Below are 20,022 nucleotides of genomic sequence, written 5' to 3' on the forward strand. Positions count from 1 at the left end.
CCCATGGAGGCCCGATGCGCCTGATCCGCCTCGCCCTGGAGCGCTACGGCGCCTTCACGGACCGCACGGTCGAATTCCGGCCGGATGCGCGCCTTCACGTGGTGCTGGGCGCCAATGAGGCCGGCAAGAGCACCGCGCTGGCGGCGGTCACCGACCTGCTGTTCGGCTTCGGGAAATCCACCCCCTACGCCTTCCTGCACGACATGCCGCAGCTGCGCCTCGGCGCGGAGATCGCCGCCGCCGACGGCCGCCGTCTGTCCTTCCGGCGCCGGAAGGGCAACAGCCGGACCCTCATCGACGCCGTCGCGGCGCCGCTCCCCGACGGCGCGCTGGCGCCGTTCCTCGGCGGACTGTCCCGGCCGGTCTTCTGCCGGGCCTTCGGCCTCGACGCGGCGAGCCTCCGGGCCGGCGGGCGCGAGATGGTCGACGTGGAGGGCGAGGTTGGCGCGAGCCTGTTCGCGGCGGGTTCGGGCCTGCGCGGACTCACGGAGCTGCAGACGACACTCGACGCGGAGGCCGACGCCATCTTCGCCCCGCGCCAAGCTAAGCACCGGACCTTCTACCAAGCCCTGGAGCGTCACGAGACGGCACGGCGGGCGATCCGCGAGCGGGGCCTGCGCGCCGGCGACTGGCGGGCGCTGAACGACGAGATCGCGGCGGCGGCCGCGCAGCTCGAGGCGTTGCGGGCTGAGCAGAAGGCCATCGCGGTGGCGCGCGCCCGGCTGGAGCGGCTCAAGCGCGTCCGGCCGATCATCGCCGAGATCGACGCGCTGGAGGAGCGCATCGCCGCCGAGACCGACCTCGCCGATGCGGATCCCGCCTGGATCGCCCGTTTCGGGGCCGCCCTTGACGCGTGCCGCGCCGCGGAAGCCGAGGCGGTGCGGGCCGAAGCCGCGCGCGACCGGGCCCGGAGCGAGGCCGAGGCGGTACCGGTCGAGCCGGCGCTGACCCACCGGGCCGACGAGATCCTGGCGGCGTTCAGCGGCACCAAGGAGTTCGAGAAGGGCGGCACCGACCTGCCCCGGATCGAGGGCGACGCCTACAAGGTCGGGCTGGAGCTTGAGCGGCTGCGTGGCCGGATCGGCGCCCCCGATCTCGCCGCGCTCGAGGCTGGGCAGCCTCCGGACGCCGCGCGCGCACGAATCGAGCGCCTGATCCGGGAGGGCCGGACCTTCGCGGCCGCGGAGGATCAGCTCGGCCGTGACCTCGCCGCCGCCCGTGCCGAGCGGGAGCGCCTCGCCCGGGAGATGGAGGCGGCGGATGCGGCCCGGGATCCGACCCCCCTGCGGGAGGCGTTGAAGCCTCTCGCCCGCCTGCACGAATGGATCGCCGCCCGCGAGACCCTCGACGCCGCCATTTGCCGAGAGGCGGCGCTGCTGCACAACCAGGCGGGGCGGCTGTCGCCTCCGGTGGCCGACCTCGCCGTCCTCGTCCGGACGCCTCTGCCCGCTCCCGATACGGTGGCGCGTTACCGTCAGCGTCTGGAGACCAAGACCCGCGAGCACGAGCGGGCCGCCGACCGTCGCGACACCGCCCGCCGGCAGGTCGCCGCCACCCAGGCGCGGCTGCGTGAGCGCGAGGCCGGCCGGCCCGTCGCCACCCGGGAGCGGCTCGACGCGCTGCGGGCGACCCGCGATGCCGCCTTCGCGTTTCTCCGCGATGCCCTGGCGGAAGGGCGCCCGGCCGGGATCGCCGAGATCGCAGCCTTCGAGCGCGCGCTCCTGTCGGCCGACCGCGTCGCCGACGAGCGGGCCTCCGATGCGGCCCGGGTCGCGGCCCACGCCGCCGACCTGGAGCGCCTCGCCACCGAGGAGGCGGAGGCCACGCAGGCCGATGAGGTCCTCGCCGCCCTCGCCGCCGAGCTCGCCGCGGGCGAGGCGGCCTGGCAGGAGGCCTGGCGGCCCGCCGCCCTCGTGCCCGGCCCGCCGGCCGAGATGGCGGCGTGGCTCGCCGAGGTGGAGAGCCTGATCGAAGCGGAGCAGCGGCTCGCCGCGCAACGGATCGAGGCGGATCGCCTCCGGGTGCGGATCGAGGCAGCCCGGGCGCCGCTGACCGATCTGCGCAACCGCGCCGGGCTCGACGCCGCACCGGACCTCGAGATCGCTGCCGCGCTGGACGGTCTGGAAGCGCGGGTCGCCACCCTGGCAAGCCGCTGGGAAGCCAATCTTCAGACTGCCGGTCTGGTGCGCGCCGCCGGACTTTCGGTTGAGCGGCTGGAGCGGGCCCTCGCCGAGACCGCCGCTCGGCGCGCCGCGTGGCAGGCCGATTGGGCGGCGGCATTGCTGCCCCTCGGGCTCGACGGTGCGGCTGGGCCCGAAGAGGCCGAGGGCGCGCTGGAGGCATGGCGGAGCGTGCCGGACCGGTTGGCGGAGCGGGCCGCCCTGCAGCGGCGGTCCACCGGCATCCGGCGGGACATGGAGGCGTTCCGGGTCACGGTGGCCACCCTGGTCGAGGCCCTGGCGCCCGATCTCGCGCAGGCGCCGCCCGCCGGTGCGATCCGGACCCTCCACGGCCGTCTCGTCGCCGCACAGGCCCTGGAAGCGCGGCGTGCCGAGCTCGACCGCCGCCGCGAGGAGGCCGAATTGGCGCATCGCAACGCCGCGGAATCGCACGAGGCGGCCCGGGCGACCCTCGTCCGGCTGGTGGCCGAGGCGATGCCGGACCTCGCTGCGGCCCCGACTGCGGAGATCGATCGTCTGTTCGGCCGCTTGAGTGCCCGGGAGCTGCTGCGCGCCGAGCGTCTGCGGCTCCGCGGCAGCCTCGCGGGCGCAGCCGACGGGCTTCCCGAGGCCGAGCTGCGCGCCGGTCTCGAGACCCTGCCCCCAGAGGCCATCGAGGCCGAACTGGCACGTCTGGCGCTCGAGGCCGAAGAGCAGGCCGAACGCGGGCAGGTGATCTTCGCCGACCGCGACCGCGCCGAGCGGCGCCGGGCGGAACTGGAGGGCGGCACCGGCGCCGAACTGGCCCTCGCCGAGCGCAAGGCGGCGGAGGCGGATCTCCAGGCGGCGGCGCGCTCCTGGGCCGTGCTGCGGCTCGCCGGTCTGATGCTGGGGCAGGCGGTGGCCCGCCATCGCGCGGGGCAGCAGGATCCCCTCGTCGCCCGGGCGGGCGCGCTGTTCCGGGCCCTCACCGGCGGCGCGTTCTCCGGCCTTGCCCAGATCTACGACGAGGCCGACACCCCGAAGCTCGCGGGGCAGCGCGCCGGGGGCGGCACGGTGGCGATCGAGGGCATGAGCGAGGGCACCCGCGACCAGCTCTACCTCGCCCTGCGGCTGGCCTACCTGGAAGACTACGCCGAACGCGCCGAGCCGGCGCCCTTCATCGGCGACGACCTGTTCTCGACCTTCGACGAGACCCGGACCGGCTACGGTCTGGACGCCCTGGCGGCGATCGGGGAACGGGTCCAGCCGATCCTGTTCACGCACCACCGCCACGTGGCGGACATCGCCCGTGACAGGCTCGGCGAAGCGGTGGACGTGGTGGCGCTGTAGAAGGGGCTGGAAGCGCCCCGTCCCGGCGCGCGGCCCTCCTCAGGCGCCCGAGCCCCCGAGATAGCGTGCCTCAAGATGCGCCCGGAACGCTTCCGTGCCGAGTGGCGTCCCGGTGGCGCGGGTGAGCAGCGCGTCGGTGTCCAGCAGGCTTCCGACCGCGTGGACGTTCGTCCGGAGCCAGTCCCGCAAGGGACCGAAATCGCCCTGCGCGAGGCGGTCCGGTAAGGCCGGCTCGGCCGACCGGGCGGCGCGGAACAGCTGCGCGGCGGCCAGGGCGCCGAGGGTATAGGTCGGGAAATAGCCGAAGGCGCCACTCGGCCAATGGATATCCTGGAGGCAACCGACCCGGTCGTCCGGCACGGTGAGGCCGAGGAGATCGCGCAGGCCGTCGTTGAACGCCCCCGGCAGATCGCGCACCGCGAGGTCGCCCGCGATCATCGCCGTCTCCAGACGGTAGCGCAGGAGGATATGGGCCGGGTAGGTCGCCTCGTCGGCATCCACCCGGATGAAGCCCGGCGCCACCCGGATGTTGAGCGCGTGCAGGTTCTCCGGCGACCATTCCGGTCCGGAACGCCCGAAGGCCGCCTGCAGGAGCGGCGCCAGGAAGGTGAAGAAGTCCCGGCTCCGGCAGGCCTGCATCTCGACGATGAGCGACTGGCTCTCGTGCAGGCTCATCCCCCGCGCCGCGCCGACCGGCTGGTTCCGCCACGCGGCCGGCCGGCCCTGCTCGTAGAGGGCGTGTCCGGTCTCGTGGAGAACGCCCATCAGGGCCCGCCCGAAATCGGCCGCGTCGTAGCGGGTGGTGATCCGGACGTCGTCGGTGGCGCCGCCGCAGAACGGATGCAGACTGATGTCGAGCCGGCCGCGGGTGAAGTCGAATCCCACCGCCTCCATCAGCCTGAGGCCGAGATCGCGCTGCACCGCCACGTCGAACGGGCCGGCGAGCGGGAGCGGCGCCGGACGGGACGCCTGGATCTCGCGCGCGCGGGCGATCAGGTCCGGCAGCCAGCCGGTCAGATCCGCGAAGAGCGGATCGATCGTCGCCCGGCGCATGCCGGGATCGTAGCCGTCGAGGAGCGCGTCGTAGGGGTCGAGCCCGAGGGCCGCGCCCTTCGCCTGGCCGATCTCCCGCTGGAGCCGCAGCACCTCGGCGAGGTGGGGCTCGAGGCGGGCGAAGTCGGCGTCGCGCCGCGCCTCGCGCCACACCATCTCCGAGCGGGACACGGCGCGGGAGCTGGCCTCGACGAGGTCGCGGGGGACGGCCGTGGCATGGGCCTGGGTGCGGCGCATCTCCCGCAGGTTGGCGGCGGCCCAGGGTTCGAGGTCGCCGCCCTGCTCGGCGGCCGCCAGTTCCTCGGCGGCCTCGGGAGCGGTGAGCATCCCGTGGGCGAGCCCGCGCAGAATCGCGAGCTGGTCCCCGCGGGCCTCGGCGGCGCCGTCCGGCATCAGGGTCTGCGCGTCCCAGCCGAGGATCCCGGCCGCGCCCTCGAGGGCCGCGAGCCGGGCGAAGCGCTGTTCGAGAATCTGGTAGGCGGTCATGCGGTCTCCGGTCCGGTACGTCTCGCGGCCTGATGCTGCGGTGGTCACCCCGCCTGAAGCATCTCCAGCTCCAGCCAGCGATCCTCCGCCTGCGACAGCTCGGTTTCGGCCTGCGCCAGCATGGTCGAAGCCTTGTCGAACCGGGCCGGATCGCGGGCGTAGAGTTCGGGGTCGGCCAGGATCGTCTTGAGCTGGGCGATCGCCGCCTCCAGCTTCTCAATGCGGGCCGGCAGCGTCTTCAACTCGTGCTGGTCCTTGAAGCCGAGCTTGGGCTTGCCCGCGGGCTGGGCCGCCGGTGCGGCGTTGCGCTCGCGCGGCTCCTTCGCCTTCGGCGCGACGGTCCGCGCCTCGACGCCCTGGCCCCGCTGGACCAGCATGTCGCTGTAGCCGCCGGCATACTCGACCCAGCGGCCGGCGCCCTCGGACACCAGCACGCTGCCCGCCACGCGGTCGAGGAAGTCGCGGTCGTGGCTCACCAGGATCAGCGTCCCCTGGTAGTCGCCCAGCATCTCCTGGAGCAGGTCGAGGGTCTCGAGGTCGAGGTCGTTCGTGGGCTCATCGAGGACGAGGAGATTCGCCGGCTGGGCCAGGGCCCGGGCGATCAGCAAGCGGTTGCGCTCGCCGCCGGACAGGACCGAGACGGGCGTGCGGGCCTGCTCGGGGGTGAACAGAAAATCCTTGAGGTAGCCGATCACGTGGCGGCTCTGGCCGTTCACCACGACGCTGTCGCCGCGGCCGCCGGTGAGCACGTCGGTGACGGTCATCCCGGGCTCCAGCACGGCGCGGGCCTGATCGAGCACCACCGGCAGCAGGTTGGTGCCGAGGACGACCTGCCCGGAATCGGGCGCGAGCCGGCCCATGAGCAGGTTGATCAGAGTACTCTTGCCGGCGCCGTTCGCCCCGACGATGCCGAGCCGGTCCCCCCGCATCACCCGAAGGGACAGTCCGTCGACGATCTTGCGCTCCCCGTAGCTCTTGGCGATGTCGCGGGCCTCGACCACGAGGCTCCCCGAGGATTCCGCGTCGGAAGCCTGCATGCTGACGCTGCCCACCGGGCGGCGCACCTCGCGCCGGTTCTGGCGCAGCTCGTGCAGGTTGCCGAGGCGGCGGACGTTGCGCTTGCGCCGGGCGGTGACCCCGTAGCGCAGCCAGTGCTCCTCGGCGGCGATCTTGCGGTCGAGCTTGTGCTGGTCCCGCTCCTCCTCCTCGAAGAAGGCGTCGCGCCACGCCTCGAAGCTGGAGAAGCCCTGGTCGATCCGGCGCGTCTCGCCCCGGTCGAGCCAGATCGTGGCCCGCGACAGGGCCGAGAGGAAGCGCCGGTCGTGGCTGATCAGCACGAGGGCCGCGCGGGTGCCCTTCAGCTCGGCCTCGAGCCACTCGATCGCCGGCAGGTCGAGGTGGTTGGTAGGCTCGTCGAGAAGCAGCACGTCGGGCTCGGGGGCGAGCGCCTGCGCCAGTGCGGTGCGCCGCCCCTCGCCGCCGGAGAGCTTGGTGGGATCCTCGGCACCCGTGAGGCCGAGGCTCTCCAGCAGGTAACGGGCGCGGTGGGTCGATTCGCCAGGCGGCAGCCCGGCCTCGACGAAATCGAGGGTGGTGTCGAAGCCCGTGAAGTCGGGTTCCTGGGCGAGGTAGCGGATCGTCGTGCCGGGTTGGACGAAACGGCGCCCCTTGTCGGGATCGACGAGTCCCGCGGCGATCTTCATGAGCGTCGACTTGCCCGACCCGTTCCGACCGACGAGGCAGGTGCGCTCACCCGGCGCGATGGCGATGTCGGCACGGGTGATCAGGGGCGTGCCGCCGAAAGTCAGGGCGACGTCCTGGAGGGTGAGGAGCGGGGGAGCGGCCATGGGCCGGCTTATGGCAGTGTGGGGCGGCCTGTTCAAACGGCGCCGCCCCCCGACCTCGTCGGCCGGTCAGGCGATCGGATTGGCCGGTCCCGTCGGCGGGCTGATCTCGGGCGCGCCCGGATCGTTGACCGGGATCTCCGGCGGATGGACGCCCGGCGCCTCGGCCGGGGTGTTCCCCGGGATCTCCGGTCCGGGCGGCTGCGTCGGGGCCTGCGGCGGATCGTAGGGCCGGTCCGGCACCGGAGCCGGCTGCGGCGGGACCTCGGGGACCTGCCCCGGATCGGCGAGGGTGTAATCGGGCACCGTAATCCTCCACGAGACCGACGGCGCGCTTCGGCACCGGTCCCGCGGAAACAGAGACCGGCCGATCCGGTTCCGGAGCGCTACTTCTTCGTCAGCAGGAGGTTGCCCTCCTTGCTCGCGACCTTCTGGATCTTCTCGGCGAAGAGGGCGAGCAGGAACGGCAGCTTCACCTCCAGGCGGACGCTCTCGGCGCCCACGTCGATCGTCCCGGCGACTTTCTGGGCCATCGCCGACACGCCGAAATCGAGTCGGTCCCCCGTCCAGGCGAGCTGATCCACGGTGATGCCGCTCTTGGCCAGGAAGGCCCGCGCCTGATCCGTGCCGTGCTCCAGGCGACGCTTGGCCTCATCGCGGCCGAGGTCGTGCGGGATGTCGACGATGAGGGGCTTGGGCATGGGCACTGATCCGAGCTGAACCCGGCTGCAGATGGGGCGTCCGGGCGCGGCAGACAACGCCCGGGGAGCCGCCCCGCCCTCTCGGACGGGCGGCTGCCCGGCGCGTGCGGCGCCCGTGAGGGATCAGTGCACGACTTGCAGCGACACGTAGGTCGTGCCGCCCATGCCCAGAGCGCGGGCGGAGCCGCGCGACAGATCGATGATGCGGCCGCGCACGAAGGGACCGCGATCGTTGATGCGAACGACCACCGAGCGGCCGGTCCGCCTGTTCTCGACGCGGACCCGGGTGCCGAACGGCAGGCTGCGATGGGCGGCGGTCAGTCCGTTGGGGTTGAAACGCTCGCCGTTCGCGGTGCGATGGCCGCTTCCATACCAGGAGGCCGCTCCGCTCTGCGCGGCGGCCGGGAGGCTTGTTCCGACGACGGTGGACAGCATTCCAAGTGAGACAACGAGCTTCCCGAAACCAAACGACATTCTCGACGCATTCCCTTTGTTGTTGTCGGGGCGGCGCCAGTCGTGTCCGAAATCGGCCGGATTATGGCAGGCATTTGCGGGCCGATTCTGTCACATTTTGGCCGATTTCGTCCTGATCATGATTATTACATGGAGGTTTATTACGGTTTGTTTCCGTTTGTTTCGCGGAGAATGCATTGTTTGGATCTTTCGTGTATTCGGAAAGTACTGTCCAGGCCACCCTGCGGCGCGCCGAAATGGGCTGATTTTCCTAAGACCTGCATCGGCTGTGACCCTGCATCCCGCTGAGCTGGAAGCGGACGCGGAAACCAGACCTCATCCAGACCTCATCCAGACCTCATGGCGGCCGCCTGGCATGCCCGGCGGTTCGGACAGTCCAGGCCCTGCGCTAGGGCCGGACGCCCGCAGATGTGACGGGTCATCGCGGCGTAAACGGCGCCCGGGATTGCCGGGTAACCGTTGCTTAATCTGTCGTAGGATTGTCCGAGAGCGGGGTCGGCAAAATCTGCAGCCCCAGAACGGGACGCGGCGCCGCCGAATTCGACAACGTGACCTTTACCGTACCGGAGGCATGGTCTGCCGGTCAGTCGCGTAACCGGTGTTTGCCATGGCTTCCCCGCGTACCGTGGCTGCCGACGCCGTCGCCCGGAAACAGGTCTCGCGTGCCGGGCGGCCCGCGTCGGCGCCACGGATGGGTCTCGTACCCGCCCAGCGTTCCCTACCCCTCGACCAAGTTCTCGTCGGGGATTGTATCGCGGCCATGAACGCTCTGCCGGCGTCCAGCGTCGACTGCGTGTTCGCCGATCCGCCCTACAACCTCCAGCTCGGCGAGGCCGGGCTGCTGCGTCCGGACCAGAGCCGCGTCGACGCCGTCGACGACGATTGGGACAAGTTCGCCACCTTCGAGGCCTACGACGCCTTCACCCGGGACTGGCTCGCCGCCTGCCGCCGCGTGATGAAGCCGAACGCGACCCTCTGGGTGATCGGTTCGTACCACAACATCTTCCGGGTCGGGAGCGCGTTGCAGGATCTCGGTTACTGGATCCTCAACGACATCGTCTGGCGCAAGGCCAACCCGATGCCGAACTTCCGCGGCAAGCGCTTCACCAATGCGCACGAGACCCTGATCTGGGCCTCGCGCTCGGCGGACTCGAAGGGCTACACCTTCCACTACGAGGCGCTGAAAGGAGGCAACGAGGACCTCCAGATGCGCTCCGACTGGTTCATCCCCCTCTGCACCGGCGAGGAGCGGCTGAAGGATGCGGACGGGCGCAAGGTTCATCCGACCCAGAAGCCCGAGGCCCTGCTCGCCCGGACGCTGTTGGCGGCGACCAATCCCGGCGACGTGGTCCTCGACCCGTTCTTCGGCACCGGCACCACCGGCGCCGTCGCCAAGCGCCTCGGCCGCCGCTTCATCGGCATCGAGCGCGAGGAGACCTACGCGGCGGCCGCCCGTGAGCGGATCGCCGCCGTCGAGACCCTGTCGAAGGCCGCCCTCATGGTGGCGCCGACCAAGCGCGCCGAGCCGCGTGTGCCGTTCCTGTCGGTGATCGAGGCGGGCCATATCCGCCCCGGCGAGACCGTCACGGACGAGCGCCGCCGCTTCCGCGCCACGGTCCGCCCCGACGGCCAGCTCGACAACGGCCTCGTCATCGGCTCGATCCACAAGATCGGCGCCCTGGTCCAGGGCCTGCCGGCCTGCAATGGCTGGACCTTCTGGCACGTGGAGCGCGGCGGCAAGCCGGTGGTGATCGACACCTACCGGGCGGGCCTGCGGCAGGCGATGGCGAACGGCTGACGAACGTCGCGGCCGTCCGCGCGGGCGGAGCGACGCCATCCAGACTGGCATGACGCTGTCGGATGTCGCCCTGCCCTGGGCCCCGTCGCTGCGCCCGCAATCCGGAACCGCGCCGGCACTGCGCTTGAACGCACCGTCCCGGACCGGCAGGGTCGCTGGATTCCGGGGCTCGCGCCTGCTGGCAGCCCCGGACGTGCGGTGCGACCGGGTCAGGGCCGTCTTCGGGCCGGGCCCCGGCGCCGCGGCGAGGTCGGTGTCGCGGGCGGCTCCACCTCGCCCTCATGCAGATCGTCCGCTTCGGGCGGTGGCGCGGGCGCCGGCCTCGGCTGGGGCTTCGGAACGGCCCGCACGCGCGGGCGCGGAACCGGATCCGGCATCGACACCGGCGCCTCCATCGCCGCGAGGAGCGGCATCGGCGGCGGCTCCTTCCGGGGGCGTCCGCGCAGCTTCGCCTCGGGCTCCGGCTTCGGATCGAAGGCGTGGGCCAGGACCTTGCGCATCAGGCCGGGGAGCGGCTCGTCGTCGAGGGCGCTGCGCGGGGTGAAGCGCATGCCGGCCGGAACCGGTGTCGCGAGCGCGACACGGGCCACGAAGACCGTCAGCTCCAGCGGAAAATGCGTGAAGCCGTGGCGCACGAGCCCCGGAAGCCGCTTCCACCGGGCATCCAGCGGCGCGTCCAGGAGGGCGGCGGCGACGTCGTAGTCCGGCTCCCAGGCGCTGCCAGGCGGCTCGGCCATGTTGCCGAGCAGCCCCTCCGGCGCGCGCGTCCGCAGCAGCACCGCCTCGTCGCCGCTGCGGATCACCACGAAGGCCGCACCGCGGCGGAGCGCGCCCTTGGCGACCTTGATCTTGCGCGGGAACGTCTGCTGGGTGCCGAGCGACCGGGCGCGGCAGGGCAGCATCCACGGGCAGAGGGCGCAGGCGGGGCGCTTGGGCGTGCAGATCGTCGCGCCGAGATCCATGAGCGCCTGGGCGAAGTCGCCGGGCCGGTCCTCCGGGACCAGCGCCTGCGTCAGGCGGCGGATCTCCGGCCGGCTGCCCGGCAGTGGCGTCTCCACCGCGTAGGCCCGGCTCAGGACCCGCTCGACATTGCCGTCGACGGCGGCCTCCGGCCGGTCGAAGGCGATCGCCGCGATGGCCCCAGCCGTGTAGGCGCCGATTCCCGGCAGCTTGCGCAGGGCGTCCGCCGTGTCGGGAAAGCGCCCGCCAGCCGCCGCGACCGCCTTGGCGCAGGCATGGAGGTTGCGGGCGCGTGAATAATAGCCGAGGCCGGCCCAGGCCGACATCACCGCCTCCTCGGGGGCGTCGGCCAGGGCGACGATATCGGGGAAGCGCGTCAGGAAGCGCTCGAAATACGGCCGGACCGCCGCGATCGTGGTCTGCTGCAGCATGACCTCGGACAGCCAGACCCGGTAGGGATCGGGCACCTCGCCGGCGAGCGCCCGCCAGGGCAGCACCCGCCGATGCCGGTCGTACCAGGCGAGCAGCTCGTCGGCGCGCGGTTCGGGGCCGGGCTTGGGATCCGTGGCGGTGCGGGTCGGCATGCGTTCAGGCTGCATAGCCGCAGGTCGGCGGCGATCATAGGGCGATGACAGCGCGGCCCCGTGCTCCCTTCGTCAACCATCCTGCGCTAACCTTCGCGGATCCACAGGGCCGGAACCACCATGGCGCGCGTCAAACCGCTGGCCGAACTGATCGAGAGCTGCATCGGACCTGCCTTCGCGGCGCAGGGCTTCGCGTCGACCGACATCCTGGCCGCCTGGCCGGAGATCGTCGGCGAACGGCTCGCGCGATATTGCCGGCCTTCCAAGCTCGAATGGCCCAAGCGTCGCCGGAAGGATGCCGGCACGCCCGAATCCGGGACGCTGGTGGTGCGCGTCGAGGGCGTCTTCGCCCTCGAGCTGCAGCATCTCGCGCCGGTGGTGATCCAGCGGATCAACGCCCATTACGGCTGGGCCTGCGTCTCGCGGATCGTTCTGCAGCAGGACCGGGTCGGGCGCGGCGCCCGAGCGCCCTCCCCCGCCCGCATCGATCCGGCCGCCGCCGTCGAGGTGCAGCGCGCCGTAGCGGGGATCGCCGATGACGGCCTGCGCGCCGCCCTCGATCGCCTCGGCATAGCCGCGGTGGCGACGCGCCCGGACCGGTGAGCGGTCGATTCGGTCACCTTGCCAGGACGGTCGCGCCCGAGTACCGGCTTCGGAACGCCACGACTGTTCAATCCGGCGGAGCCTGCCCGATGACGACGCGACGCGACGCTCTCAAATTCTCCGGCCTCGCCCTCGGCGCCGGTCTCGCCCTGCCCTATCTCGCGCGGCCCGCCCGGGCGCAGAATTCCGAGATGGCCGCGCTGCTGCAGCCGGGTCCCCTCGGCGATGTCTGGCTCGGCCCGGCGGACGCCAAGTGCACGATCATCGAATACGCGTCGATGACCTGCTCGCACTGCGCGGCCTTCCACCGGAACACCTGGCCGACCCTCAAGGAGCGCTACATCGACACCGGCAAGGTGCGGTTCACGCTCCGCGAGTTCCCCCTCGACCCGCTGGCGACGGCGGCTTTCATGCTGGCGCGCTGCCAGGGCGATTCCAAGTATTACCCGATCACCGACCTGCTGTTCGACCAGCAGCCGGCCTGGGCCTTCACGCCCAAGCCTGTGGACGCTCTGGAGCAGATGCTCCGGCAGGCCGGCTACAACAAGCAGACCTTCGAGGCCTGCCTGAAGGACCAGAAGATCTACAGCGCCGTCAACGCCGTGAAGCAGCGCGGCCTCGACGTGTTCAAGGTCGATTCGACCCCGACCTTCTTCATCAACGGCGAGCGCTATACCGGCGAGATGACTGTCGAGGGGATGGAGAAGGTGATCAAGCCGCTGATCGGGACCTGAGAGCCCTGCCGGAGCCTTGTGCGCAACGCGGCTCCGGCGCGTCGCTTGAAGCTGGAATTCCAACTCAAAATCAAAGACTTACTGTGTATGGGGTTCGCCTTGACACTCAAGATAGGCGAAACTATGGTGCGCCCCGCTTGCTGGGGGTGTCCAGCGGGTTCCAGATCCTCCTGCCCGATGAGTTTTGAGCCGTGAACGGCGACGACCAGAGGGACGGGAAAGGGACCCAGCAGACGCCGACGGACAGCGAACTCTCCGCGAGGCTCAGACGTCTCGAGACGCAGATCGAACGGAAGCGGCCGCAGGCTGCTCCCGATCCATCGACGCGCCCTCGGAACGGCGGGCCATCCTCGCTGGGCCAGGCCATGACGATCTCCACGGAGTTCGTCGCGGGCGTGATCGCAGGGGGCATACTCGGCTGGATCGTCGATCATGTCTTCGGGACGAAGCCCTGGGGCCTGATCGTCCTCCTGATGCTGGGGTTCGTCGCGGGGATCTACAACGTGATGCGGGTGTCGGGTTTCGCCGGCGCGCGTCCGGGACGGCGCGATCGGCAGGAGCCATAAGGCGCGCCGATCGGTAGGGAATGTGGGGCGGCCGACACCCGTCGGCGCGCCGGACAAGAAGGGCGGAAGCGGGAATGGCGGTCACGATCGACCCGATTCATCAGTTCGAGCTGAAGCCGCTCGTTTCGCTGGGCCATATCGGCCATCAGCAGCTCGCGTTCACACAGTCCGCCCTCTACATGTTCGCGGCTGTCGGGGTGATCGCGCTGATCACCATCGTGGCGACGGCGTCGCGCTCGGTCGTGCCGGGCCGCATGCAGGCGCTGGCCGAGATCTTCTACGAATTCATCGCCGATACCGTGCATCAGGCGACCGGCGACGGCGGCAAGCGGTTCCTGCCGCTGGTGTTCTCGCTGTTCATGTTCGTGCTCGTCCTGAACCTCTTCGGGATGATCCCCTACGCCTTCGCGGTGACCAGCCACCTGATCATCACCTTCGGCCTCGCGGCGCTGGTGATCTCCACCGTGGTGATCTTCGGTGTGATGAAGCACGGCACCCATTTCTTCGGCCTGTTCGTGCCGTCGGGCGTGCCGAAGCCGCTTCTCGCGATCCTGGTGCCGATCGAGGTGATCTCGTTCATCTCGCGCCCGATCAGCCTGTCGGTCCGTCTGTTCGCCAACATGCTGGCCGGCCACATCGCGATGAAGATCTTCGCCTTCTTCGTGGTCCAGCTTCTTCTCGCAGGCGCCTGGAGCGTGCTATCGCCGCTCCCGCTGTTCCTGACGATCGCGCTGACCGCTCTCGAGTTCCTCGTTGCGGCGCTTCAGGCTTACGTCTTCGCGACGCTGACGGCGATCTACCTCAACGACGCCCTTCACCCCGGCCACTAGTCGTCAGACCTGGCCGGCTCCACCCGCCGCAAACGTCACTGCACGTTTCGATCTGAAGAGACCTCAGGAGTTACCATGGATCCCGTCGCTGCGAAGTACATCGGCGCCGGCCTCGCTTGCCTCGGCATGGCGGGTGCGGGCATCGGCCTCGGCAACCTGTTCGGTCAGTTCCTCGCCGGCGCCCTTCGCAACCCGTCTGCGGCCGACGGCCAGCGCGCCACCCTGCTCCTGGGCTTCGCCCTCACCGAGGCGCTCGGCATCTTCTCGCTGCTGATCGCCCTGCTGCTGCTCTTCGCCGTCTGATCGGCGCCCCGGAGGCCGCGGTCCCCGCGGTCTCCTCCCGGGCTCCGGCCCGATGAACGGGTGGACGCTCCCGCGACGGGGCGTCTGCCTTCGTCCGTCACCGCGCCGGCGGTGGCCTCACCGAACGGTGTCAGTGTAGCGGTCTCATGGCGCAGCCCAATCCCCTCACCACGCCGCCCCCGGGCGCCGACACGAAGCTCGTGCCGGGCCATGTCGAACATACGGAAGCGCATTCGGGCGCCTTCCCGCCCTTCGAGACGTCGGGCTTCCTGGCGCAGCTGATCTGGCTCGCCCTGGCCTTCGGGCTCCTCTACTACCTGATGGACAAGATCGCGCTGCCGCGGATCCAGTCGATCCTGCACGCCCGCGCCGAGCGCCTGCGTGCCGACCTGGACCAGGCGCAGGCGATGAAGGCCGAGGCGGATGCCGCCGGCGTGGCCTTCGAGACCGGCCTCCGGGATGCCCAGGGCAAGGCGCGCGACATCGCGCAGACCACCCGGAACACGCTGGCCGCCGAGGCCGAGACCAAGCGCAAGGCGCTGGAGGCGGAGCTGAACGCCAAGCTCGTCGCTGCCGAGGCGACGATCCGCACGCGGACCGAAGCCGCCATGGGCAACGTCCGCTCCATCGCGGGCGAGGCCGCTTCGGCGATCGTCGAGCGTCTGACGGGTCAGGCCCCCGACCGGGCCACCCTCGACCGCGCCCTCGACGCCACCGCACACTGAACGGGATCCCACGATGCTGCTCGAAGCCGAATTCTGGGTCGCCGTCGCCTTCGTCATCTTCATGGGCATCGCCTGGAAGGCCGGTGCCTTCTCGACGATGACCAAGGGTCTGGACGGCCGCGCCAACCGCGTCCGCCACGAACTCGACGAGGCCAAGCGCCTGCGCGAGGAAGCGGCCGCCGTACTCGCCGACTACAAGCGTCGCCGCGCCGAGGCCGAGAAGGAGGCCGAGTCGATCGTCGCCGGTGCCCGCGAGGAGGCCGCGCGCGCCGCCGAGGAGGGTCACCGCAAGCTCGATGACTTCCTCGCCCGCCGCACCAAGGCTGCCGAGACGAAGATCGCCCAGGCCGAGGCGCAGGCCGAGGCCCAGGTCCGAGCCGCTGCCGCGGAGGCTGCGGTGAAGGTATCGGAGACCATCCTGCGCGAGCGGATGCAGGGCGAGGCGGCGCAGGGCCTGATCCGTGCGAGCCTCGGCGAGGTCCGGACCCGCATGCGGTCCTGATCGCGCCCGCATCGCCGCAATGAGAAGCCGCCTTCGGGCGGCTTTTTTCGTTTCGGGAACTGCGAGGCCTCTGCACGGCGACGGCGGTCGTCGTCTCGGTCGGCGCCAGCCGTCCGGCCGAGGCCGCATCGGCTGAGGGCCGCTTCGGGTCGGACCGCGCTCGATCCGCGCGGTGGCAGGACCAGTTCTGGACCGGGCGTCCGGGTCTAATCCGTCCGCTCGCCCTCGACGGCCTTGGTCTCCTCCACCTCCGGAGCGACCTGCCCGTAATTCAGCACCGCCACCAGCGCCACGCCGCCGAAGGTGTTGCCGAGGAGCGTGGGGAGGAAGAACTTCAGCCCGTAATCGCCCATTGAGGCCGCCCCCGTAACGACCAGGTAGAAGGCCTCCACGGAGCCGGCGACGATGTGGGCGAGGCTGCAGAGCGCCACCAGCCACGTCATCAGCAGGATCACGAACGGCGCCGCGCTGGCCGTGGCGGGGAGGAACCAGACCATCAGGGCGATCATCCAGCCCGCGAAGACCGCCTTGATGAACGTCGCCCAGAAGCCGTGCGCGATGGCATCGTGGCTGATCTCCGCGAAGGCCTTGAGGACCGGCGGCTCGAAGGCGCCCGAATGGGCGAGCAGCGTCGCGATCGCCAGGGTTCCCAGGATGTTGCCCGACAGCACGATGGTCCAGAGCCGGATGACCCGGAGGCCCGTCTTCACCGAGCGGTCGTGCAGCAGCGGCAGGATCGGCGTGATCGTGTTCTCGGTGAAGAGCTGCTGGCGCCCGAGGACGACGACCAGAAATCCCACCGCATAGCCCATCGAACTCACGATCTTGGCCCAATCGGTCTCGGGCAGGTGGCTCCGCAGGACCCCCGGCACGATCAGGGACAGGGCGATGCTCAGGCCGGCGGCGAAGGCCGAGAGGAACAGGGCGAGGCCGTGGCGCCGCAGCTCCTCGTCGCCGCCGAGCCGGATGACCTCGTGCAGGACGTAGGCATCGGGCCGGACGATTTCGGAGACCTCCTTCAGCAACGCGTCGCGCCGAGCCTCCGGATCGCTGCGCTTATTCTTGTCCCGAACCATCCGCCCAGCTCCGCAACGCAACTCGATCCGATCGGATGCAGGATAGTCCGTCAGGCCGAGAGACGCGCCACCAGCGCCTCGACCGCGCTCCGCGCCTCCGCGAGCGCCTGCGCGTCCCGGCTGCGCACGACGATCCGGTTGCGAAAACCGTCCGGAGTCATCGCGGGATACGAGCCGATGGAGACGGCCGGCCGCGCCTTGGCGATCTCGCCGAGGTCGCCCGCGTAGTTGCCCTCCGGGAGGCCGGCCGCCTCGATCGTCTCGGACAGCATCGCGGCGCCGCCTTTCAGCGTCGGGGCGATCGAATCCAGCATGGCCTGCATGATGCCGGGCACGCCGGCCATCACGTGGACATTGCCGAGGCGGAAGCCCGGCGCCTTCGAGACCGGGTTGGCGATCAGGTCGGCTCCGAACGGGATCCGCGCCATGCGCAGGCGCGCCGCGTTCAGGTCCTCGGGCTTGTGCCGCTCCAGCAGCATCGCACGCGCCCGCTCATCGACATCGATGCCGACCCCGAAGGCCTCGGCCACGCAATCGGCGGTGATGTCGTCGTGGGTCGGGCCGATCCCGCCGGTGGTGAACAGATAGGTGTAGCGGGCACGCAGGGCGTTGACCGCCTCGACGATCATGGCGGCCTCGTCGGGCACGATCCGTACCTCGCGCAGGTCGATGCCGGCGGCGGTGAGGAAGTCGGCAATCGTGCCGATGTTCTTGTCCTTGGTGCGACCCGAGAGGATCTCATCGCCGATGACGAGGATCGCGGCGGTGACGGATTCGGAAGGCTGGGTCATGGAACTCTGGCGTCGGGCAGGGCCTGCAGGCAGATAGCGCAACCGCTGCCCGCGACTACGTGAACCCCGAGGACCCGATGCAGTTCGCCGCGCCGCTCGTGCCGGGACGGCTCGTGCAACGCTACAAGCGCTTCCTGGCCGACATCGATACCGATGAGGGACGGGTCACGGTGCACTGTCCCAATCCCGGAGCGATGCTCGGGCTGAACACGCCCGGCGCCCGGGTGCTGCTGTCGCGCTCGACCAATCCGGCGCGCAAGCTGCCGCTGACCTGGGAGCTGGTGGAGGCCGACCTGCCCGGGGGGCTGCAATGGGTCGGCATCAACACCCTGCGCCCGAACGCCCTCGTGGCCGAGGCCTTTCGTGCCGGCGCGATCACGGCGCTCGCCGGCCACGACACGCTGAAGCCGGAGGTCCGCTATGCCGAGGCCAGCCGGGTCGATTTCCTGGCGAGCGGCGCGGTGGCCGGCCCCTGCCACGTCGAGGTGAAGAACTGCCACATGATGCGTCGGGCGGGCCTCGCGGAATTCCCGGATTGCAAAGCCGCCCGCAGCGCCCGGCACATGCGCGACCTGGCTCAGGTCGTGGCCGAGGGGGGCCGGGCGCTGGTGGTCATCGTCGTGCAGATGAAGGCCGAGGCGTTCGACGTCGCCCGGGACATCGACCCCACCTTCGACCGGGCGTTCCGGGAGGCGCGAGCGGCGGGTGTGGCGGTCCGGGCCTACCGATGCGCCGTCGGGCCGGAGGGCGTCGTCCTCGCCGGGGAGATTCCGGTGGTCACGCCGCCCTGACGGTGCTGCGCTCGAACATCAGGTTCAGCCGGGAGCGGGCGATCTCGCGATAGCCGTAGCGCGCCAGATGCTGCAGCAGGTCGAGCTGCCACTGCCCGGTGCCGTTCTCGATCAGCAGGATCCGCGGCAGGAGCGCGTCCGGCGCCTCGCGCAGGAACGGCTCCAGGATGAGGTCCTCGGCGCCCTCGACGTCGAGCTTGACCGCATCGACCCGGGTGAGGCCCTCGCTCCGCAGGAGATCGAGGAGGGTCACCGCCGGGACGGTGATCCGCGCACCCTCGTTGGTGCCGACGATGCGCAGGCTCGACTCGCCGCGGTTGCGCGGATCGATGAACAGGGTCAGCTCGCCTGCCTTGTCGGCCACCGCGCAGGCGACCGCCTTCACGGTGTGGAACGGGTTCTGGGCGATGTTGTAGGTCAGGCGGTCGAACACGTCGGGCTGGGGCTCGACCGCGACGATCCGCGCCCCCGGGCCCGAGAAGGCCGCCACGCACAGGGCGTAGGCGCCGACATTGGCTCCGATGTCGAGGAACACGCAGTCCCTCGGCAGGTGCTTCTGGAGCAGCGCGCGCTCCTCCGGATCGAAGAACTGCGGGGTGAAGAGCACCTTCTTCTCGCAGTTGTTGTTGTAGGGGTGCAGCCGCATCCGCGCGCCGTAGCGGGTCACGTCGAGGGGCTTGCCCCCGAGCCGCGCGATGGCGATCCGGCGCAGGAACAGCGCGAGGCGCCGCCCGTACCAGGATTCGGCCGGGATCCGGTTCGTGCGGCGGGTGATCGCCGCGACGAGACCGGACGGTTCATAGGTGCCGTAGGGCTGGATGTCGGTCATGACCGGGGCGGTTTGCCAGCCGGCGCCCCGAGCCGCAAGCGGATCGATCCACGTTGCTCCGGCGCGCTCCGGTGGTCTAAGCCGTGGCCGAGCTTGATGAACACGGGTTGCGCGGCATGGAGTCCTTCAATTCCGACGGCGTGCGGATCGCCTATATCGACGTCCCGCCCGCGGACGGGGCCGGGAAGCCGATCCTTCTGATCCATGGTTTCGCGTCGAACCATGCGGTCAATTGGGTCAACACCCAGTGGGTGCGCGCCCTGACCCAGGCCGGCTACCGCGCGATCGCGCTCGACAACCGCGGTCACGGCGAGAGCGAGAAGCTCTACGATCCGGCCGCCTACAGCTCCGACGCGATGGCCAACGACGCGATCCGGCTTCTCGACCATCTCGGCATCGAGCGCGCTCACGTCATGGGCTACTCGATGGGCGGGCGGATCACCGCCCATATTGCCCTGGACCATGCGGACCGGGTTCGCTCGGCCCTGATCGGCGGCCTCGGAATGCACCTCATCGAAGGCAAGGGTTTGCCCTCGGGGATCGCCGAGGCCCTGGAGGCGCCCGCCGGGACGCCGGCGCCCAACCCGACGGCCGCAGCCTTCCGCACCTTCGCCGAGCAGACCCGCAGCGACCTGCGGGCGCTGGCCGCGTGCATGCGCGGCTCACGTCAGACGCTGAGCCGGGGGGAACTCGCGCAGATCGAGGTCCCGGTTCTGGTCTCGGTCGGGACCCTCGATACGGTCGCGGGCTCCGGCCCCGGGCTCGCCGCCCTGATCCCGGACGCCCGGGCCCTCGAGATCGAGGGCAAGGACCACTCCACCGCGGTCGGTGCCAAGCCGCACCGGGACGGGGTGCTGGCCTTCCTGGCCGCGCAGCCCTGA

At 70.9% G+C, this 20,022-nt stretch carries 20 protein-coding genes; 11 read left to right on the forward strand and 9 right to left on the reverse strand.

Going from position 1 to position 20,022, the window contains the following annotated elements:
• The first annotated feature begins 14 nt into the window (after positions 1-14).
• Complete coding sequence (locus PQI07_RS34995) at positions 15-3,491, forward strand: ATP-binding protein (protein ID WP_274929120.1); 3,477 nt, start codon at positions 15-17, stop codon at positions 3,489-3,491.
• A gap of 39 nt (positions 3,492-3,530) precedes the next feature.
• On the opposite strand, the gene PQI07_RS35000 is transcribed toward PQI07_RS34995, so the two are convergent.
• From PQI07_RS35000 to PQI07_RS35020, 5 genes are all read right to left on the reverse strand, one after another.
• Positions 3,531-5,030 (reverse strand): carboxypeptidase M32, encoded by a 1,500-nt coding sequence (locus PQI07_RS35000; RefSeq protein ID WP_075379681.1) that lies wholly within the window; start codon positions 5,028-5,030, stop codon positions 3,531-3,533.
• A gap of 44 nt (positions 5,031-5,074) precedes the next feature.
• Positions 5,075-6,877 carry an ATP-binding cassette domain-containing protein gene (locus tag PQI07_RS35005; RefSeq protein WP_043351897.1) on the reverse strand — a complete coding sequence of 601 codons (1,803 nt, stop codon included), beginning with the start codon at positions 6,875-6,877 and terminating at the stop codon, positions 5,075-5,077.
• A 66-nt stretch (positions 6,878-6,943) separates the two neighbouring features.
• Positions 6,944-7,180 carry a hypothetical protein gene (locus PQI07_RS35010; RefSeq protein ID WP_043351899.1) on the reverse strand — a complete coding sequence of 79 codons (237 nt, stop codon included), beginning with the start codon at positions 7,178-7,180 and terminating at the stop codon, positions 6,944-6,946.
• A gap of 80 nt (positions 7,181-7,260) precedes the next feature.
• Complete coding sequence (locus PQI07_RS35015; RefSeq protein ID WP_043383800.1) at positions 7,261-7,575, reverse strand: polyhydroxyalkanoic acid system family protein; 315 nt, start codon at positions 7,573-7,575, stop codon at positions 7,261-7,263.
• A 123-nt stretch (positions 7,576-7,698) separates the two neighbouring features.
• Positions 7,699-8,049 (reverse strand): septal ring lytic transglycosylase RlpA family protein, encoded by a 351-nt coding sequence (locus tag PQI07_RS35020; RefSeq protein ID WP_051044822.1) that lies wholly within the window; start codon positions 8,047-8,049, stop codon positions 7,699-7,701.
• 607 nt (positions 8,050-8,656) lie between these two features.
• On the opposite strand from PQI07_RS35020, the gene PQI07_RS35025 reads away from it, so the two are divergent.
• Positions 8,657-9,847: a site-specific DNA-methyltransferase gene (locus PQI07_RS35025; RefSeq protein WP_269466602.1), complete on the forward strand. Its 1,191-nt coding sequence runs from the start codon at positions 8,657-8,659 to the stop codon at positions 9,845-9,847.
• Between the two features lie 209 nt (positions 9,848-10,056).
• Here PQI07_RS35025 and mutY read toward each other — a convergent pair whose 3' ends face one another.
• Entirely contained in the window at positions 10,057-11,391 is a 1,335-nt protein-coding gene (mutY, locus tag PQI07_RS35030) for an A/G-specific adenine glycosylase (RefSeq protein WP_274929121.1), read from the reverse strand.
• Positions 11,392-11,511: 120 nt separating this feature from the next.
• Here mutY and PQI07_RS35035 point away from each other — a divergent pair, with 120 nt between their 5' ends.
• From PQI07_RS35035 to PQI07_RS35065, 7 genes are all read left to right on the forward strand, one after another.
• On the forward strand, positions 11,512-11,994 hold the full coding sequence (locus PQI07_RS35035; RefSeq protein ID WP_043383805.1) for a DUF721 domain-containing protein: 483 nt from the start codon (positions 11,512-11,514) through the stop codon (positions 11,992-11,994).
• 89 nt (positions 11,995-12,083) lie between these two features.
• Positions 12,084-12,728 carry a DsbA family protein gene (locus PQI07_RS35040; RefSeq protein ID WP_274929122.1) on the forward strand — a complete coding sequence of 215 codons (645 nt, stop codon included), beginning with the start codon at positions 12,084-12,086 and terminating at the stop codon, positions 12,726-12,728.
• A gap of 191 nt (positions 12,729-12,919) precedes the next feature.
• Complete coding sequence (locus tag PQI07_RS35045; protein ID WP_043351911.1) at positions 12,920-13,294, forward strand: AtpZ/AtpI family protein; 375 nt, start codon at positions 12,920-12,922, stop codon at positions 13,292-13,294.
• 74 nt (positions 13,295-13,368) lie between these two features.
• Entirely contained in the window at positions 13,369-14,124 is a 756-nt protein-coding gene (locus PQI07_RS35050; RefSeq protein WP_043351912.1) for a F0F1 ATP synthase subunit A, read from the forward strand.
• Between the two features lie 75 nt (positions 14,125-14,199).
• Positions 14,200-14,427 (forward strand): F0F1 ATP synthase subunit C, encoded by a 228-nt coding sequence (locus tag PQI07_RS35055; protein ID WP_007566773.1) that lies wholly within the window; start codon positions 14,200-14,202, stop codon positions 14,425-14,427.
• 146 nt (positions 14,428-14,573) lie between these two features.
• Positions 14,574-15,152, forward strand: coding sequence for a F0F1 ATP synthase subunit B family protein (locus PQI07_RS35060; protein WP_043383811.1), 579 nt, complete (start codon positions 14,574-14,576; stop codon positions 15,150-15,152).
• 16 nt (positions 15,153-15,168) lie between these two features.
• Entirely contained in the window at positions 15,169-15,654 is a 486-nt protein-coding gene (locus PQI07_RS35065) for a F0F1 ATP synthase subunit B family protein (RefSeq protein ID WP_170861837.1), read from the forward strand.
• A 206-nt stretch (positions 15,655-15,860) separates the two neighbouring features.
• Here PQI07_RS35065 and PQI07_RS35070 read toward each other — a convergent pair whose 3' ends face one another.
• Together PQI07_RS35070 and PQI07_RS35075 are read right to left on the reverse strand one after the other, a co-directional pair.
• On the reverse strand, positions 15,861-16,730 hold the full coding sequence (locus tag PQI07_RS35070) for a formate/nitrite transporter family protein (RefSeq protein WP_043351916.1): 870 nt from the start codon (positions 16,728-16,730) through the stop codon (positions 15,861-15,863).
• Between the two features lie 50 nt (positions 16,731-16,780).
• The gene (locus PQI07_RS35075; RefSeq protein WP_043351918.1) at positions 16,781-17,521 is read right to left on the reverse strand and encodes a competence/damage-inducible protein A; all 741 of its coding nucleotides are present in this window, start codon (positions 17,519-17,521) and stop codon (positions 16,781-16,783) included.
• A 77-nt stretch (positions 17,522-17,598) separates the two neighbouring features.
• On the opposite strand from PQI07_RS35075, the gene sfsA reads away from it, so the two are divergent.
• On the forward strand, positions 17,599-18,312 hold the full coding sequence (gene sfsA / locus PQI07_RS35080) for a DNA/RNA nuclease SfsA (RefSeq protein ID WP_043351919.1): 714 nt from the start codon (positions 17,599-17,601) through the stop codon (positions 18,310-18,312).
• On the opposite strand, the gene PQI07_RS35085 is transcribed toward sfsA, so the two are convergent.
• Positions 18,299-19,141, reverse strand: coding sequence for an FkbM family methyltransferase (locus tag PQI07_RS35085; RefSeq protein ID WP_043351921.1), 843 nt, complete (start codon positions 19,139-19,141; stop codon positions 18,299-18,301). The genes sfsA and PQI07_RS35085 overlap by 14 nt on opposite strands.
• 116 nt (positions 19,142-19,257) lie before the next feature.
• On the opposite strand from PQI07_RS35085, the gene PQI07_RS35090 reads away from it, so the two are divergent.
• Entirely contained in the window at positions 19,258-20,022 is a 765-nt protein-coding gene (locus PQI07_RS35090) for an alpha/beta fold hydrolase (RefSeq protein ID WP_043351922.1), read from the forward strand.

This window comes from Methylobacterium sp. 092160098-2, from assembly GCF_028920805.1.
Lineage (GTDB): Bacteria > Pseudomonadota > Alphaproteobacteria > Rhizobiales > Beijerinckiaceae > Methylobacterium > Methylobacterium fujisawaense.